At 59.2% G+C, this 17,614-nt stretch carries 16 protein-coding genes; 7 read left to right on the forward strand and 9 right to left on the reverse strand.

Annotated features, from left to right (window positions below; all coding sequences use genetic code 11):
* Position 1: 1 nt before the first annotated feature.
* Complete coding sequence (locus DXT96_RS17885; protein ID WP_153515778.1) at positions 2–904, reverse strand: LysR family transcriptional regulator; 903 nt, start codon at positions 902–904, stop codon at positions 2–4.
* A 202-nt stretch (positions 905–1,106) separates the two neighbouring features.
* Here DXT96_RS17885 and DXT96_RS17890 point away from each other — a divergent pair, with 202 nt between their 5' ends.
* On the forward strand, positions 1,107–2,636 hold the full coding sequence (locus DXT96_RS17890; protein WP_153515779.1) for an aldehyde dehydrogenase family protein: 1,530 nt from the start codon (positions 1,107–1,109) through the stop codon (positions 2,634–2,636).
* A 101-nt stretch (positions 2,637–2,737) separates the two neighbouring features.
* Here the strand turns inward: DXT96_RS17890 and putA are convergent, their stop codons facing one another.
* A complete protein-coding gene (putA, locus tag DXT96_RS17895) occupies positions 2,738–6,412 on the reverse strand; it encodes a trifunctional transcriptional regulator/proline dehydrogenase/L-glutamate gamma-semialdehyde dehydrogenase (RefSeq protein WP_153515780.1) in 3,675 nt (1,224 codons plus the stop codon).
* A 175-nt stretch (positions 6,413–6,587) separates the two neighbouring features.
* Between putA and DXT96_RS17900 the strand changes: the two genes are divergently transcribed.
* Positions 6,588–7,058, forward strand: coding sequence for an Lrp/AsnC ligand binding domain-containing protein (locus DXT96_RS17900; RefSeq protein ID WP_142842404.1), 471 nt, complete (start codon positions 6,588–6,590; stop codon positions 7,056–7,058).
* A gap of 113 nt (positions 7,059–7,171) precedes the next feature.
* Here DXT96_RS17900 and DXT96_RS17905 read toward each other — a convergent pair whose 3' ends face one another.
* Together DXT96_RS17905 and DXT96_RS17910 are read right to left on the reverse strand one after the other, a co-directional pair.
* Positions 7,172–7,738, reverse strand: a complete 567-nt coding sequence (locus DXT96_RS17905; protein WP_149901151.1) for an RNA polymerase sigma factor — start codon at positions 7,736–7,738, stop codon at positions 7,172–7,174.
* Positions 7,738–7,944: a NepR family anti-sigma factor gene (locus DXT96_RS17910; protein WP_046802106.1), complete on the reverse strand. Its 207-nt coding sequence runs from the start codon at positions 7,942–7,944 to the stop codon at positions 7,738–7,740. Before DXT96_RS17910 ends, DXT96_RS17905 begins: the two co-directional genes overlap by 1 nt.
* 138 nt (positions 7,945–8,082) lie before the next feature.
* On the opposite strand from DXT96_RS17910, the gene DXT96_RS17915 reads away from it, so the two are divergent.
* Both DXT96_RS17915 and DXT96_RS17920 read left to right on the forward strand, forming a co-directional pair.
* Positions 8,083–8,877 carry a response regulator gene (locus tag DXT96_RS17915; protein ID WP_149901150.1) on the forward strand — a complete coding sequence of 265 codons (795 nt, stop codon included), beginning with the start codon at positions 8,083–8,085 and terminating at the stop codon, positions 8,875–8,877.
* 101 nt (positions 8,878–8,978) lie between these two features.
* On the forward strand, positions 8,979–9,962 hold the full coding sequence (locus DXT96_RS17920) for a sensor histidine kinase (protein WP_153515781.1): 984 nt from the start codon (positions 8,979–8,981) through the stop codon (positions 9,960–9,962).
* A gap of 263 nt (positions 9,963–10,225) precedes the next feature.
* Here the strand turns inward: DXT96_RS17920 and DXT96_RS17925 are convergent, their stop codons facing one another.
* Positions 10,226–11,944: a sensor histidine kinase gene (locus tag DXT96_RS17925; protein WP_153515782.1), complete on the reverse strand. Its 1,719-nt coding sequence runs from the start codon at positions 11,942–11,944 to the stop codon at positions 10,226–10,228.
* A gap of 28 nt (positions 11,945–11,972) precedes the next feature.
* Positions 11,973–12,140, reverse strand: a complete 168-nt coding sequence (locus DXT96_RS17930; protein WP_153515783.1) for a hypothetical protein — start codon at positions 12,138–12,140, stop codon at positions 11,973–11,975.
* Positions 12,141–12,181: 41 nt separating this feature from the next.
* Here DXT96_RS17930 and DXT96_RS17935 point away from each other — a divergent pair, with 41 nt between their 5' ends.
* A complete protein-coding gene (locus tag DXT96_RS17935; RefSeq protein ID WP_153515784.1) occupies positions 12,182–12,757 on the forward strand; it encodes a PRC-barrel domain-containing protein in 576 nt (191 codons plus the stop codon).
* A gap of 99 nt (positions 12,758–12,856) precedes the next feature.
* On the opposite strand, the gene galE is transcribed toward DXT96_RS17935, so the two are convergent.
* The 3 genes from galE to DXT96_RS17950 form a co-directional block, all read right to left on the reverse strand.
* The gene (gene galE, locus DXT96_RS17940) at positions 12,857–13,840 is read right to left on the reverse strand and encodes a UDP-glucose 4-epimerase GalE (RefSeq protein WP_045015763.1); all 984 of its coding nucleotides are present in this window, start codon (positions 13,838–13,840) and stop codon (positions 12,857–12,859) included.
* A gap of 193 nt (positions 13,841–14,033) precedes the next feature.
* Positions 14,034–14,468, reverse strand: a complete 435-nt coding sequence (locus DXT96_RS17945; RefSeq protein WP_003498528.1) for a hypothetical protein — start codon at positions 14,466–14,468, stop codon at positions 14,034–14,036.
* A gap of 9 nt (positions 14,469–14,477) precedes the next feature.
* A complete protein-coding gene (locus DXT96_RS17950; RefSeq protein ID WP_142842396.1) occupies positions 14,478–14,822 on the reverse strand; it encodes a YqjD family protein in 345 nt (114 codons plus the stop codon).
* Positions 14,823–15,103: 281 nt separating this feature from the next.
* Between DXT96_RS17950 and nspC the strand changes: the two genes are divergently transcribed.
* Both nspC and DXT96_RS17960 read left to right on the forward strand, forming a co-directional pair.
* Positions 15,104–16,201, forward strand: coding sequence for a carboxynorspermidine decarboxylase (nspC, locus tag DXT96_RS17955; protein ID WP_153515785.1), 1,098 nt, complete (start codon positions 15,104–15,106; stop codon positions 16,199–16,201).
* Positions 16,202–16,261: 60 nt separating this feature from the next.
* Positions 16,262–17,500 (forward strand): saccharopine dehydrogenase family protein, encoded by a 1,239-nt coding sequence (locus DXT96_RS17960; protein WP_153515786.1) that lies wholly within the window; start codon positions 16,262–16,264, stop codon positions 17,498–17,500.
* Positions 17,501–17,614 lie beyond the last annotated feature (114 nt).

Below are 17,614 nucleotides of genomic sequence, written 5' to 3' on the forward strand. Positions count from 1 at the left end.
ATCAGACCGGCTTGCCGACCTGATCGAGCAGCCAGGCCTGAAAGGCACGGGCAAGCGCATTGTCCTGCCGCCCTTCCGGCAGGGCGACGTAATAGCTCTTGGCGGTCTGCAAGGGGATGTCGAAGACGATTTCGAGGCGGCCGGAGGCTAGTTCCGCCTCGATGAGATATTTCGGCAGAAGGGCAAAACCGATGCCGCTTGCGGCGGCTTCGATGATCATCGAGAACTGATCGAAACGGCTGCCATGATAGGCATTTTCCGCCGTCACCCCGTTCATCTCCAGCCATTCCGTCCATAGTTTGGGCCGCGTCGTCACATGCAGCAATGGGTGTTCGGCCAAATCCTGCGCCCGGTTCACGTTGGCGCGGCTGAGCAGGGCGGGGCTCGCGACCGGCACGATCACCTCATTGCATAAAAACGTGCAGGTTCCATGCGCCCAGACCGGCTGGCCATAGTGAATGGCGAGATCAAACCCTTCCTCGTCGAAATCGAAGGGATGCGAGCGCGAGCCGATCGTGATCGCCATATCCGGATTGGCATCGATAAAGCGGGAGAGGCGCGGCATCAGCCAGCGACTGCCGAAGGTTGGCAACGTTGCGACGGACAGAGAGGCGTGCGATGTTCCGGCCGAGACCGCACGCACCATCAGCTGCTCGGATTGCTGCAACAGGCGCCGTACATCGGGCAGGAATTTGCGCCCCGCTTCCGAAAGCACGACACGCCTGCGGATGCGCTCGAAAAGCTGCATTCCCGTCTGCGCTTCCAGTTCGCCGATCTGCCGGCTCACCGCGCTCTGCGTGAGGTTGAGTTCTTCCGCCGCACGGGTAAAATTGCCATGCCGTGCCGCGCATTCAAACGCCTGCAGGGTGACGATATCGGGGACCAGTCGTCTGCGTGGATCCATTCCGTTCTCGCATCAACTTACCCGCTTTCCTCATTGGAAAAGGGTTGTTATGCCCATATATGATTACGGGAATGAATGGAATGGTGTTTTGCCGGCTTGGCGGCGCCGTTGACAAATTCGGGGAAAGAAGAGCGACGGGAGTTGAAAGAGCCGTATCAAAAACGGCCTTTCCTCCCCTTTCAGCCAAAAAGGATAATTGGACATGGATGCGACCACGAAGCTTGACGTGAAACAGGAAGCAGCCGCCTTGCTCGACAGGATGGGTGTTGCCCGCGATCTTTATACCGGCGGCACCATGGCGTCCTTCAGCCCGGTGACGGGTGAGCAGGTCGCGAACCTGAAGACCGTTTCGGTCGAGGGCGTGGCAGCCGTGGTCGATAAGGCCGATGCCGCCTTCAAGCAATGGCGCAATGTGCCGGCGCCCCGCCGTGGCGAGCTAATCCGGTTGCTTGGCGAAGAGCTGCGCGCCTTCAAGACCGATCTCGGCCGTCTCGTGTCATTGGAAGCGGGCAAGATCCCGTCCGAAGGTCTCGGCGAAGTGCAGGAAATGATCGATATCTGCGATTTCGCCGTCGGTCTTTCCCGCCAGCTTTATGGCCTCACCATCGCCACCGAACGTCCCGGCCACCGCATGATGGAGACCTGGCATCCGCTCGGTGTCGTCGGCGTCATCTCGGCCTTCAATTTCCCCGTCGCCGTCTGGTCGTGGAATGCTGCACTCGCCATCGTTTGCGGCAATGCGGTGGTCTGGAAGCCATCGGAAAAGACGCCGCTGACGGCGCTGGCCGTTCAGGGCATCTTCGAACGGGCCGCCGCCCGCTTCGGCGATGCGCCTGAAGGTCTTTCGCAGCTGCTGATCGGCGATCGTGCCGTGGGTGAAGCATTGGTGGATAATGCCAAGGTGCCGCTGGTCTCTGCCACCGGATCCACCCGCATGGGCCGTGATGTCGGCCCGCGTCTGGCAAAGCGCTTTGCCCGCGCCATTCTGGAACTCGGCGGCAACAATGCCGGCATCGTGTGCCCGTCCGCCGATCTCGACATGGCGCTGCGCGCCATTGCCTTTGGCGCCATGGGCACGGCCGGCCAGCGCTGCACCACGCTTCGCCGTCTTTTCGTGCATGACAGCGTTTACGATCAGCTCGTGCCGCGCCTGAAAAAGGCTTATGCCTCCGTCTCCGTTGGCAATCCGCTGGAAAGTTCCGCACTCGTCGGCCCGCTGGTCGACAAGGCGGCTTTTGACGGCATGCAGAAGGCGCTTGAGGCGGCGAAAGCCCATGACGGCGTGGTGAATGGCGGTGGACGTGTGGATACGGGTGCGGCGGATGCTTATTATGTGAAGCCCGCGCTTGTCGAAATGCCTCAACAGGTTGGCCCGGTGCTGGAAGAGACCTTCGCGCCGATCCTCTATGTGATGAAATACAGCGATCTCGATCAGGCGATCGACGCGCATAACGCCGTCGCCGCCGGTCTTTCATCGTCGATCTTCACCCGCGACATTCAGGAATCGGAACGTTTCCTGTCGTCGGAAGGCTCGGATTGCGGCATCGCCAACGTCAATATCGGCACCTCGGGCGCAGAAATCGGTGGCGCTTTCGGGGGAGAGAAGGAAACCGGCGGTGGCCGTGAATCTGGTTCGGATGCGTGGAAAGCATATATGCGCCGCGCCACCAACACGGTCAATTATTCCAAGTCGCTGCCGCTGGCGCAGGGCGTGTCCTTCGACATCGAATGACATCTGTGACCTGTCGCTCGTATGGAGCGATGATGATCCTGTGGTATTGCCTTTATCGGCGCGGATTTGTCCGCGCCGATTTTTTTGGGCAATGGTGCCGCTTAGCCGATGCTCATCAGGCTGGCATTGCCCCCGGCCGCGGTCGTGTTGACGCTGACGGAGACTTCTTCGACCAGCCAGTCGAGATTATAGGGCTGGCTTTCACCGGAAAGCGCTTCCGTGGTCGCGGCCTGCACGAGAACCAGCGGGCCGGGCAGGGTGGCGATTTTTTTGTTGGTCGTCACGATGCGCTCCGCGTCACCCTCGACCAAGGCGCCCGCAAAGGGACCGGATTTCGCCCAGTCATCCGCCCAGACGATGCGCGAGGTGACGGTTGCCGGCAGCCCATAGATCGATTTTTCGAGGCCAGAGGCATTGTCGATGACGGCCGTGTTTCCGGTGGCGAGCGCTGCCGCAAGCTGGCGGTAAAGCCCCTGTTCGGTTGCCGGGACCAGCAGAATCCTGCCGCGCGGATGCAGCGCATACACGTTTCGTTCGCCGACGGGGCCTGCCAGCTCGGTTTCGAAGCCGAGACCGGAAAGTGCTGCCGCCTGCCGTGCGGCTTCAGCCGCAACGGTTTCGCCGTTTTCATCCAGCCAGCGGGCAAGATCGATGGCGGCCTGATCCTGCTGGCTTGCGACCCGGTCAATCTTCGGCGCAGCCTGCGTCATGCGGCCGAGATAGAGCGGGCCGCCGGCCTTGGGGCCGGTGCCGGAAAGACCGCGTCCGCCAAAGGGCTGCACGCCGACAACCGCGCCGATGATGTTGCGGTTCACATAAAGATTGCCGGCCGCGACGCGTGACAGCACATGCTGGATCGTGTCATCGAGGCGCGTATGCAGGCCGAAGGTCAGGCCGTAACCGGTGGCGTTGATCTCATCGATCAGCCGGTCGAGATTGTCGCGCTTGAAGCGGATGACATGCAGCACCGGGCCAAAAACCTCCCGCTTCAGATCGGCAAGCGATTTCATCTCGATGATGGTCGGCGGCACGAAAGTGCCCTTGCCGGTTTCACCCGCAAGCGTGATCTGTTCGATGCGGTGGCCGAGCGCGCGCATGTCGTCAACATGCTTTTCAATAATGCCCTTGGCCTCAGCGGTGATGACGGGGCCGACATCGACGGAAAGCCGGTCGGTGCGGCCGATCCGCAATTCATGCAGCGCGCCTTTGAGCATGGTGAGCGTGCGGTCCGCCACATCTTCCTGCAGGCAGAGAATGCGCAGCGCCGAGCAGCGCTGGCCGGCGCTGTCGAAGGCCGATGCGATGACATCGGCGACCACCTGTTCGGCGAGCGCCGAGGAATCGACGATCATGGCGTTCTGGCCGCCGGTTTCGGCAATCAGCGGAACCGGCTGGCCGTTAGTCAGAACCCGGCCGGCCAGCTGGCCCTGAATGAGCCGCGCCACTTCTGTCGAACCGGTGAACATCACCCCCGCCGTCAGCGGTGAGCCGACAAGTGCCGCGCCCGTCTTGCCGTCGCCCGGCATAAGCTGCACGGCGTCCTGCGGAACGCCGGCTTCATGCAGCAGGCGCACGCCCTGGGCGGCGATCAAAGGCGTTTCTTCGGCGGGTTTCGCCAGAACCGGATTGCCGGCAACCAGTGCAGCCGCCACCTGACCGATGAAGATGGCGAGCGGGAAGTTCCAAGGGCTGATGCAGACGACGGGGCCAAGCGGCGTCTCGTCGGCCTTGAAATTCTTGCGTGCTTCCGCTGCGTAATAACGCAGGAAGTCGATCGCCTCGCGCACTTCGGCAATGGCGTTGGGCATGGATTTTCCCGCCTCGCGCATGATGAGGCCGAGCAACTCGGGCATCTCGGCCTGCATTGCGTCGGCGGCGCGCTCCAGGCAGGCGGCGCGCTCTTCAACAGGGGTGGAGGGCCAGGTGGAGGCTGCCGCCCGCTGCATCGCCGCTTCGGCATCGGCTTGGGTCGGTTCGGTCACATGGCCGACAATATCCGTGTGGTCGCCGGGGTTGAGCACCGGCCGTGTCTGGCCGCTCGCCTGCGGCGCTGCGGCTTTCCACTCGGTTGCCGCAGCTGCCTTCAAGGTGCTGTCGAGTGCGGAGAGCGTTGTTTCACTGGAAAGATCGAGGCCGGCGGAATTCTTCCGTTCCGGGCCAAAGAGACCTTCGGGCGCGGCGATACGGTCGTGCCGTGCGCCGGGAACGGCATAAGCCTTGACCACTGTGACCGGGTCTTCCAGCAGGGAATCGACCGGAACGGCGGGATCGGCGATGCGGTTGACGAAAGAGGAGTTCGCGCCGTTTTCGAGAAGACGGCGAACCAGATAGGCAAGCAGCGTCTCATGCGTGCCGACCGGGGCATAGAAGCGGCAGGGGCGGTCGAGTTTCTTCTTGCCGACGACCTCGCTGTAAAGCGGTTCGCCCATGCCATGCAGGCACTGGAATTCATAATCGCCAAGTTTGAATTCGGGGCCAGCCAGATGATAGATCGTCGCCATGGACTGCGCATTGTGGGTCGCAAACTGCGGGAAGATCACGTCGCGCGCGTCGAGCAGCTTGCGGGCGCAGGCAATGTAAGAGACATCGGTGTGCACCTTGCGGGTGAAGACCGGGAAGTCCTCCAGCCCGTCCACCTGCGCGCGTTTGATCTCCGCATCCCAATACGCGCCCTTGACGAGGCGCACCATGATGCGGCGGCCGGAACGGCGGGCGAGATCGATGATATAATCCAGCACGAAGGGGCAGCGGCGGCCATAGGCCTGCACCACGAAGCCGAGGCCGTTCCAGCCGGCAAGGTCCTTGTCGAGCGCCAGTTCTTCGAGAAGGTCAAGCGACAGTTCCAGCCGGTCTGCTTCCTCGGCGTCGATATTGAGGCCGATGTCGTATTTCTTGCTGAGCAGCATCAGCGATTTGACGCGCGGCAGAAGCTCGGCCATCACCCGCTCGGCCTGCGCGCGGGCGTAACGCGGATGCAGCGCCGAAAGCTTGATGGAGATGCCCGGACCACCATAGATGCCGCGGCCGGCAGAGGCCTTGCCGATGGCGTGGATGGCGTTTTCGTAATCCTTGTAATAACGCTCGGCATCCCTGGCGGTGGTCGCGGCTTCGCCCAGCATGTCGTAGGAATACTGGAAGCCCTTTTCCTCCAGCGGCCTGGAGCGCTTGATGGCTTCGCCGATCGTTTCGCCGGTCACGAATTGTTCGCCCATCATGCGCATCGCCATGTCGACGCCGCGGCGGATGACGGGTTCGCCGGCGCGCGAAATCAGCTTGGTCAGCGCTGCCGAAAGGCCGCTGTCATTGACCGTCGAGGTCAGCTTGCCGGTGATGACGAGACCCCAGGTGGCGGCGTTGACGAAGAGCGAGCGCCCGCCGCCAATATGGGACTTCCAGTCCCCACGCGCGATCTTGTCGCGGATCAGCGCGTCGCGGGTGGCGGTGTCGGGAATGCGCAGCAGTGCCTCGGCAAGGCACATCAGCGCCACGCCCTCATGGCTGGAGAGCGAATATTCCTGCACCAGCCCTTCAACGCCGGTGCCCTTGGTCTTGGCGCGCAGCGCTTCGATCAGCTTGCCGGCGGTGGTGCGGATAGCTTTCGTCTGTTCCGGCGTCACCGTTGCCGCCTCGATCAATGGGGCCAGGCATTCTTCCTCGGGGCGGCGATAGGCGGCGGTGATCGCCTCGCGCAGCGGGCTTTGCTCACGCACCGGCGGCGCAAAATTCTGGAAAATACCGTTCACTGCTACACCGGCGTTGCTTGCACCATCGGCCATTCTGAAAATCCTGAAAAAGCTGTTGAAGAAAGGCCGTCGGCGGCAGCGTGTCCTCCGCCCGCCGCTTTTCATCCTGTTGCTGACAATACCATCGCTGGAGAAATTGCTATGGCCCTATTTTTGGAATAAAACAGGCTATATGAACTTTTGTTTTCTTCAAATGGCGTGAAATAACATGGCAAATAGCCACAAAACAGACGATCTGGACCACTTCGATCTCAAGATCCTGGAAGCCTTGAGCGAGGACGGCCGCATGTCGGTGCTGCAACTGTCGAAAAGGGTCGGTCTTTCCAAGACGCCATGCCAGACGCGGCTGAAGCGGCTGGTGGATGAGGGGTATATTCTTGGCTTCCGGGCCGTGCTCAATCCGCATAAACTCGGCGTCGATCACATCGCCTTTGCCGAAGTCAAACTTTCCGATACGCGAGAGAAGGCGCTGGAGGAATTCAACACGGCGGTTCGCAAGATCAAGGAAGTCGAGGAATGCCACATGATCGCCGGCGCCTTCGATTATCTCCTGAAAGTGCGCACCAGCGACATCCGCAAATATCGACGGGTGCTGGGTGAGAAAATCTCGAGCCTGCCATCGGTCGCCAATACCTCGACCTTCGTGGTCATGCAGTCGGTCAAGGAAACCGGCATCTAGGGCATTCCAGGAAAAAAAGGCCTCGTCGTCCGTCCGGAGCGCACGTTACCGGCAGACATGAAAAACGGGCAGGCGCAGGCCTGCCCGTTCGTTGCTATCAAAATTCAGGTCTTTCAGCGCGCCGTGGCGGCTGCTGTGACAGCGCTCATCTGCGCGTCCGGACCGAATTCGTTTTCGTTTTCGATACCCAGCAGCTCCTGAAGGCGCAATCTTGCTCGGCTGACACGGCTCTTGATCGTGCCAACCGGGCAGCCGCAAATCTCGGCGGCTTCCTCATAGGCAAAGCCTGACGCGCCGATCAGCAGGATGGCTTCACGCTGGTCATCCGGCAGTTTCTCCAGTGCTGCACGGAAATCCTGAAGGTCGACCGAACCATGCTGTTCGGGCGGCACTGAAAGGCGCGAGGTATAGACACCGTCCGTATCCTGCACTTCGCGGCCGGATTTGCGTATCTGGCTATAGAACTCGTTGCGCAGGATCGTCACCAGCCATGCGCGCATGTTGGTGCCCGGCTGGAAACTCTCCTGTTTCGCCCAGGCCTTCATGATCGTGTCCTGCACGAGGTCGTCAGCACGATCCCTCGAGCGGATGAGCGAAATCGCGAAGGCGCGCAGGTTCGGCAGCGCCGCCAGCATTTCCCGCTTGAAATTATATTCTGTCTGCTCCGGCTCTTTCGCCATCATTCCTCCGAAGCCTTTGTTTTGGCTTTGCTTTCGGCTTCATCGAGTTTTTCGAGAAGATCGAGGAATTTGTCAGGGATGCCTTCATCCTGAACGGCATCATAAAGCTCCCTGAGCTTGCGGGAAATCACCGCCCGCCCGGAATGTGGAACCTGGGGGGCGGCCGAATTGTCCGGCGAATCTTGGTCCGATTGAAACATGCTCATAACGTCCGGTATTCCTTTTGTGTCGTGGCAAATAATGCGCGGTGAAAAAAATAGTTCCGGCCGTCGGGAACTTTTTTTGCGATACGCACGTTGCTATCTTGGGTTTGCGTTGCAGACCGCATGAAAGGGGAGAATTCCATGTCAGTTTCTACACGCATCGCACCGCACCTGCCATATCTGCGCAGGTTCGCGCGTGCCGTTTGCGGCTCACAATCCACGGGCGATGCCTATGTTGCGGCAACACTCGAAGCTCTGATCGCCGATATCAGCATCTTCCCGCAGACAAGCAGCGATCGCGTTTCGCTCTATCAATTGTTCGTATCGATCTTTAGTTCCGTCACGATCAATATTAAGGCCGATGAAAACCTGTCGGGATGGGAAAAGCGCGCTTCTGCGAACCTCTCCGCCGTCCCGCCGCTTGCACGTCAGGCTTTCCTGTTGACGACGGTCGAAGAGTTCTCGCCTTCGGAAGCCGCAGAGGTTCTGAAAGTGTCGGAAGACCAGGTCGGCAGGCTGATCGATGAGGCGGCTTCCGAAATCGCCCGGCAGGTCGCAACCGATATCATGATCATCGAGGACGAACCTCTGATCGCCATGGATATCGAACAGATGGTCACCGATCTCGGTCACCGCGTCACGGGTATCGCCCGCACGCATACCGAGGCGCTTGACCTTTTCCATCGCACGCAGCCGAAAATGATCCTTGCCGATATTCAGCTTGCCGACGGCAGTTCCGGTCTCGATGCGATGAAGGACATCCTGCAGATGACCACCCTCCCGGTGATCTTCATCACGGCTTTCCCCGAGCGTCTTTTGACGGGCGAGCGGCCTGAGCCGACGTTCCTTGTGACGAAACCTTTCAACCCGGACATGGTGAAAGCGCTTATCAGCCAGGCCCTGTTTTTCAACGAAAGCTCTCGCGTCGCGGCGTGAAATTTGCCGAAATCGCAGACGGGCCGGGAACCAGTGTGGTGCCCGGGCGTTGGCGGTTACAGTCGTGGCGTTGACCCGCGGCTTTCTGCAAGGAGACGAATTTGCATCGGCTGGCATGGCATAACGCGGAGAGGGACGAGAGTGAGCTTCATGATTCGCTCGTTCTCGCCTTGCTCGATTCGGGTGAGACAGTCATGCTGCAGGACTGGAAGCGCGATTACATATTCGTGGCTAATCTGCCGGATGTCTGGAAATTGCCGGCCGATTCCCATCCAACCGATGAAAATCTGTTCGGCAATGATCTCTCGGTGCGGCTCGAGAACCTCAAAAAGGACATGAACACGGCTGGTAGCCGGGGCATGCTGGAAGTCAGTGCGGGCAAGGACCGCGTTTTCCAGTTTCAGGTCCATTCCACCGTCAACCAGGCCAAACAGATGGTGATGAAAACCACCATTCGGGAGGTAACGGCGGAACGGCGGCGCGAGCAGCTTCTGCGCTCGCTGCTGCGAGAAGTTAGCCATCGCTCCAAAAACCTGCTGGCGATCATCCAGAGCCTTGCGGGCCAGACAGCCCGTTTCAGCCTCACCAAAGATGACTTTCTGCGCAAGTTCCGTGGGCGGCTGCACGCGCTTGCCCAGAGCCAGGATCTCATCACGGATTCGGACTGGCGGGGCGCGCGCATATTCGAGCTTCTCCGCCAGCAATTCGATCTCTATGTGCCGGAATATCCGAACCTCATCCACATGGAAGGGGAAAACCTGCTGCTTAATCCGAATGGTGCGCTTTATATCGGGCTGGCCTTCCATGAGCTGGTCGTCAACACGGTGAGCCACAGCGGCAATCTTGCCTATCACCCGCCTATATCCCTGCAATGTCGCCAGGACGGTGATTTTTATATCGTCGAATGGAACGAGCCGATGATGCCGTCGAAGGAGCCTGCAGAGGCAAGGCGCGGCAGTTTTGGCAGCGTCGTGCTGGAAAAGGTGGTTCCTTCCGCTCTTGGAGGAAGTGCCGAATACCAGCTGACGCCGGAGCGCATCGTTTACCGGTTGAAATTCCCTTCAGGCGATAGCACGGATTCCTGAGAAAGTTGTCGGACCTCAGGTCAGGCCGAAAGCCTGTTTCAATCTGCGAAGGCGCAATAAAAAAGCACGGCCCATAGGAGAGCCGTGCTATTTTTATGACGGGTTTTCAGGGGCGAAACCCGTTTATAGTCAGCCAAGCTTCAGGCGGGGACGGGGGAATTGCTTGGCCTGCAGTAATAATGCATGCAACCGCATTCGGTTCCCGGAAAATGCATTTTTTTAGCAATGGGCAGATTTTCTGCCATTCTCACCGCCGTTGCGCTTCAGTGCGCCGGGTCCGGTCGCTTCGGCGTAAAATAGCGGATAGGCGCTTCCAGAGACCATTCGAAGCCGGTTTCGCGGTATTCCGTCGTCACATGTCCGCCGAATGCGCCTTCCGCATGTCTTTTGATGACCGTGGTGCCGAAACCTTTGCGGCTCGGCTCTCTAGCCGGTGGTCCGCCCGTCTCGGTCCAGAGAAGATGGAGCATCTGCCGACCGTCTTTTTCGAGCGGCTTCCAACTCACGGTGATTTTCCCGAGCGGCGCCGAAAGCGCGCCATATTTAATGGAATTGGTGGTCAGCTCGTGCACCACAAGCCCGAAATTCTGCGCCGCTTCCGGCGAAAGCATGAAATCGTCTCCCGCCAGCACGACACGTTCCGAAACGGTGCCGAAAACTTCGAGGTGGGTCTCGATCAGCTTGTGGATCGGCAACCCCTGCCACTGAACCTCCGCCAGTGCCCGGATCGACATGCCGAGACCGCGCAGGCGATGGTCGACTTCTTTCTGGAATTCCGGGATGCTTTTATTTTCCCGCCCCAATTGCCGTATCATCGCCTGAACCAGCGTCAGAATATTCTTGGAGCGGTGAACCAGTTCATGCAGCAGCAATTGCAGCCGCTCTTCCGACTGGCTTCTGTCAAAGGAAGCGTTGGAGAGCGCGATGGCGACCTGATTGGCTTCCTTTATCTTGGTATCGACGGGCGCGACGATCTCGCCTTCGCCGATGCGCTCCGCCATATGGGTCAGATCGCGAATGGAGCTGCGCAATTGCCGGCCGACCAGATAGGCGCCGCCGATGGCGATCAGTACCAGCACGAGGCTGCCGATCATCATCTGTCGCCATGTGTCGATCAGTGCTGCCTGGCTTGCGGCAAGCGGTCCCCACATCACGGTTTTCCACTGCCAGCCCGGCAATTGCGCATAGGCATAGAGATTGCCCTTGCCGTCGAAGAAATTGCCACTGAAGGCCTGCATTTCCGACAATATTTCAGGGGTGACAAAGGGTTTTCCGACTGCCGCCTCATCCTGCGCGCTGGAAACGACAACCCGGTTGGTGCCGTCGATGATGGCGACCGCCCAGTTGCGCGGCAGGTTTTCCGTGGGAATAAGCCGGCTCAGATCGCTGGCATTCTGCGTCAGGATCAGGGCGTCTCCGGCCAGGCTCAGTTCCGGGTCGAGCGGCATGGTGACGTTGAACACCCACTCATTGCTGGTGGAGCCGAAAAACAGATCCGAGACGGTGATGCGGCGGGATTCTATCGCCTTCGCCAGATTGGCCTCCGCCGGCACCTTGCCGAGAGGCTGGCCATAGGGCACCCGGGTGTTGAGACGCTGCTGGCCATCCTTGGCGGCGAGCAGGGCGTAGAGGCCCTCCCTTTTCAGGCTTTCGGCGACGCGTCCCTGAAAAGCTGCAAGATTGCCACTCTCAAGCTCGGGAAACTGCGACAGCAGATTGAGCGATGTGGCGATTTCCTGCAGGCGACGGTCGATGTTGCGGCTGACGACCCGGACATCCTCGATGGTCTCCCTTTGCAGGTCGTCGCGTTTTTCGGCTTCGAGGCGCAGCATCAGATAGCCGACAAAAAGGATCAGCGGCAGGGTGATGACGGTTGCCATCACCACCAGATAAGTGCCGATGGAGGCGGTCGGAAAGAAATTCGCGCTGCGCCGCCGTAAAGCCGAGATCATGTCTTTCAGTCTGTTGCCGGGTTGAGGCATATAAAAAACTCCGGCAGTTATGGCATTGTTACGGCAGGGATAATACCGCGCTGTCCCCCGTTAGCAATGCCTGATTTTTACCTTCGGTTGTCGCGACATGCGGCAAATGAACCGGTTTGACCGAAAAAATCGGAACTATTTCAACGACCAGCCCGTTTGCAAGACGAACCGGCCAGCGAGCGGAAGCGAAATTCATTCCCGCTCGGCCAGTTGAGAACGATGAAAGGAAGGTACGAAATGGCACAGAAACTTACGATACTCGTCACCGCAGCCCTGATGGGCACGACGGCTTTCGCGCCGCTTGCCATCGCTCAGGGCACCACCCAGCCTGCCCCGGCAAATCCGGGTGCGCAGACCGAGCCGGCAACGCCGCCTGCCACTCCGATGACACCTGCGGCTCCTGCTGCCAGTGGCAGCGCGGCCACAACGACGGGTGGCGCTTACATCACCGAGCAGGGCGAAACGCAGATCAGCGCCAATGACTATATTGGTAAGTCGGTCTACACCGCAGCCGATGAAAGCATCGGTAACGTCACCAACCTCATCATGGAAGAAGATGGCGGTCTGGTCGCAGCCGTGATCGGCGTTGGCGGTTTCCTCGGCATCGGCGCCAAGGATGTAGCCGTCCCCATGGACAAGGTGACGATGACGCGCAATGCGCAGGATGGCACCATCCGCCTGACGACGACCGAAACGGCGGAAACCCTTAAGAGTGCACCTGAGTTCAAGACGCTGGAACAGAAGACCAGCGAGAAGAACGCGGCAACCCCGGCGGCACCTGACAGCACGACCACATCCGCCACCAAGCCTTAATCCCATACCTGGGAGGCAGGAGCGGGAGTTGGCTTCAGCCGTCCCGCGAGAGACACCGGCCAGTGGCCGGTGTCTTTTTTGTTTTGGCCCACGGGCCGCTTAATCGCCGGCGTTGCGGGATGAATGCCATGCCCAGGCGGATTTGATGATATCCGACAGGGAATAACGCGGTTCCCAGCCCAGAACCTCTTTAGCCTTGTCGTTATTGGCCACGAGTGTGGTGGAGTCGCCGTCGCGCCGGCCGGTATATTCGACCGGGAAGGGGCGGCCCGACACCTCGGAAATTGCCGCCAGCAGTTCCTTTACCGTGGTGCCGGTGCCGGTGCCGAGGTTGAGTTCGACGGTTTCGCCGCCGGCGAGCAGATAGTCCACCGCCCGCACATGTGCGTCAGCGAGATCGAGAATGTGAATGTAATCGCGCACGCAGGTGCCGTCCCGGGTGTCGTAATCCGTGCCGAACACCTTGAAGCCCTGACGCCGTCCGAGTGCGGCCTCGATGGCGAGCGGGATGGCGTGGGTTTCCGGCTTGTGCCACTCGCCGATACGGCCCTCGAAATCCGCGCCCGCGGCATTGAAGTAGCGCAGCATGACCGAGCGCAGGCCCTTATAGGTGCTGTAATCCTTCAGCGCCTGCTCCACCACCCATTTGGTGCGGCCATAGGGGTTGATCGGCGCCTGCCGGTGCGTCTCGTCGATCGGCACCTGCTCCGGCAATCCGTAAGTGGCGCAGGTGGAAGAAAAGACGAAGGCGGTGACGCCGGCATCAATCGCGGCGGAGAGCAGGTTGAGCGAGCCGATGACGTTATTATCGTAAAAGGCGACGGGCTGCTTCACCGATTCGCCGACTTCGATCAGCGCCGCGAAATGCAGAACGGCTTCCGGCTGGTGTTTGGCGAAGACTTCGTCCAGCCGCGCCCGGTCGCGAATATCACCCTGTTCGAAGGGGCCCCAGCGGACGAATTCCTCATGTCCATTGGACAGATTGTCGAAAACAACCGGTTCATATCCTCGCTCAGAGAGGAGAAGGCAGGTGTGCGAACCGATATAACCGGCACCGCCAACGACAAGGACTTTCTTCTTCATCAAACGCCTTTCAATAAATACGGACGCGCCGAGACTGTATGTCACTTTGTTCAAATAAGGGCGGCGTGGCGCGGGACGCCATTTGCCAGTCTATCCATTGCGCGTAACATAAAAAAAACTGCGCATCCATCATCTGGATGCACAGCTTTTATGAGGGTCTGCGGAAGTGCATAAAACACGCCCGAAGGCGTGTTTATTTCTTTTTCCTCGTATTGGCCCTTGTCGCCAAGAAACCGGCGGCCATGGCAACAGCGAGCGTCGCATAGGGCCGCGCCTGGATCGCCAGCGTCAACAGTGACTGCAAGGCGAGGGGGGCTGCCGTCAGCGGAGCAGCCGTCAAAGGTGCTACCGGCCGTGCGGCATAGGCTCTGGGCCTTTTTACGATTGCCAGCGCTACCAGCATGATGACGCCGAGCAGAAACGCGGTGCCCGCGACGACGAGCGCGGCGGGACCCGCGCCGACATGCCGGGCAAGATAGATCGACCCTGCAACCACGGCGGCGACGAAGGCAATCAGGAAAAAGACACCGGTCAGCACCCACAGGATTATGGTGGCACGCAGACGCCGCGTCACCACGCGTCCTTCGCGCTGGGTGTCTCCCAGATAGACCAGCAATGCCTCAAGCATGATGCGGCCTTATCGACGTGTGAGGAGAGCGAGCACGAAGCCGACGCCAACGGCGATGCCGAGGGACTGGAGCGGGTTTCTCTGGACCTGATCGGTCAGATTATCGTTCAGCGACGAAATTTCGCTACGCACACTGTCGGCCATTTCGCCAGAGGCGGTGAGCGCGTCATCAGCCACGCGGGCGGCCTGCGCCTTCAGCTCATGCGAGGCACCGACGCCGAGCGCTTTCACACTCTTGGCAAGATTTGCCAGATCTTCGCGAAGCTGGGCGAGCTGCGCTGCCACGTCGGCGGCATCACCGTTTTCGAGGGATTGCTGGATCTTGTCATTAACGCTGCTACGCACGCTTGCCATAGGTGGAGTCCTTCCTGAACATCGTTGACGGGATGGCGGCATGTTTACCGACTGCTGCCACGCACGAACCTTCATTTCGGCGGAAGAAACACCCGCCTGTCCGCCATTCAAACGCGCCGGTGCGGCCTTGGTTCCGTAACGTGACGTGTTTCTTTCAGCACTTTCCGGGCCGGGGGCGATTTTCCGGGAATTAAGTGCCGGACATTTGTTTTCCTGTCACAAGCATCATATAAGGCCCATCATCGAGACGTACCTTGACTTCAATCAATATGTGAAACGCCATGCTTCAGACGCCTTATTACCTCATCGACAAGACAAAACTTCTCCAAAACATGGAGAAGATTGCTTATGTGCGGGAAAAATCCGGGGCCAAGGCGCTTCTGGCGCTGAAATGCTTCGCCACATGGTCGGTGTTCGATTTCATGTCGCAATATATGGACGGCACCACCTCGTCCTCGCTTTATGAGGTGCGCCTTGGCCGCGAAAAATTCGGTGGCGAAACCCACGCCTATTCCGTTGCCTATGCCGACTACGAAATCGACGAGGTGATATCAAACGCCGACAAGATCATCTTCAATTCGATCGGTCAGCTGGAGCGTTTCGCCGACAAGGCCGCCGGCATCACGCGTGGCCTGCGTCTCAATCCGCAGGTCAGCTCCTCCAGTTTCGATCTTGCCGATCCCGCGCGTCCTTTCAGCCGTCTTGGTGAATGGGACGTCGCCAAGGTCGACAAGGTCATGGACCGCATTTCCGGTTTCATGATCCACAACAATTGCGAAAACGGCGATTTCGCACTGTTCGATCGTATGTTGGCGCAGATCGAGGAGAAGTTCGGATCGCTGCTTTCACGTGCCGAATGGGTCAGCCTCGGCGGCGGCATTCATTTCACCGGCGACAATTACCCGCTTGATCAGTTCTGCGACCGCCTGCGGGCGTTCTCGGAAAAATATGGCGTGCAGGTCTATCTGGAACCCGGCGAAGCTTCGATTACCAAAAGCACCACACTTGAGGTGACGGTTCTCGACACGCTGTTCAACGGCAAGAATCTCGCCATCGTCGACAGTTCCATCGAAGCCCACATGCTCGATTTGCTGATCTATCGCGAAACCGCGAAGGTTTCGCCGAACGAGGGCGAACATCCCTATATGGTCTGCGGCAAGTCCTGCCTGGCCGGCGATATTTTCGGCGATTTCCGATTTGACAAGGAGCTGAAGGTCGGTGACCGCATCTCCTTCCAGGACGCGGCCGGTTACACCATGGTCAAGAAGAACTGGTTCAACGGCGTGAAGATGCCGGCGATCGCCATCAAGGAACTGGACGGCACCGTGCGCGCCGTTCGTGAATTCGACTTTGCCGATTTCGAGCAAAGCCTGTCTTAAAACCCTGTTTCAACATCAAACGAAGCTTATCCCTGCGGGGAAAAGGAGGCATCACCTGAAATGAAGAAGAACGTTCTGATCATCGGCGCCGGTGGCGTAGCACAGGTCGTGGCGCATAAATGCGCCCAGAACAGCGATGTATTGGGAGACATTCATATTGCGTCACGGACTTTGGAAAAGTGCCGCAAGATTGTCGAGTCCGTACGCGAAAAGAACAGCCTCAAGACAGATGTGAAACTTGAGGCCCATGCGCTTGACGCTATGGATATCGAGGCGACGAAAGCCTTGATTAAACAGACCGGCGTGGAAATCGTCATCAATGTCGGTTCGTCTTTCGTTAACATGTCCGTTCTTCGTGCCTGCATGGACGCAGGTGTTGCCTATATGGACACGGCGATCCATGAGGATCCGACCAAGATTTGCGAGGCGCCGCCCTGGTATGGAAACTACGAGTGGAAGCGCGCCGCTGAGTGCAAGAAAAAGGGCGTCACCGCCATTCTGGGCGTCGGTTTCGACCCCGGCGTGGTCAATGCCTATGCCCGCCTTGCCAAGGATGAATATTTCGACAAGGTCACCTCGGTCGATATCGTCGACATCAATGCCGGCAGCCATGGCCGCTGGTTCTCGACCAATTTCGATCCGGAAATCAACTTCCGCGAATTCACCGGCGTTGTCTATTCCTGGCAGAAGGGTGAGTGGCAGACGAACCAGATGTTCGAAGTCGGCCAGGAATTCGATCTGCCTGTCGTCGGCAAGCAGAAGGCCTACATGACCGGCCATGACGAAGTGCATTCGCTTTCCAAAAATATGGACGGTGCCGATGTGCGCTTCTGGATGGGCTTCGGCGATCACTATATCAACGTTTTCACCGTGCTGAAGAACCTCGGTCTCCTGTCCGAAAAGCCGGTCAAGACGGCAGAAGGTCTGGAAGTCGTGCCGCTCAAGCTGGTCAAGGCCGTCCTGCCCGATCCGTCCTCGCTGGCGCCTGACTATGTCGGCAAGACCTGCATTGGCGATATCGTCAAGGGCATCAAGGATGGCAAGGAACGCGAAGTCTTCATCTACAACGTGGCCGACCACAAGGAAGCTTACGAAGAAGTTGGCTCGCAGGGCATTTCCTACACCGCCGGCGTTCCCCCGGTCGCCGCTGCCATGCTCATCGCCACCGGCGAATGGGATGTGAAGCAGATGGCCAATGTGGAAGAACTGCCGCCGAAGCCGTTCCTGAACATCCTGAACAAGATTGGTCTGCCGAACCGCATCAAGGATGAGAACGGCGACCGCGCGCTTGAGTTCTGAGTGACGGCGTTCTGATCTGTGTAGACAAAAGAAAAGCCCCGCAGACGCGGGGCTTTTTTGTGGTGCATTGTCTCTGACCGGACGTAATCCTCGGCCTTGAGCCGAGGATTACCG

The sequence above is a fragment of the Agrobacterium sp. ICMP 6402 genome, assembly GCF_009498615.1.
Lineage (GTDB): Bacteria > Pseudomonadota > Alphaproteobacteria > Rhizobiales > Rhizobiaceae > Agrobacterium > Agrobacterium burrii.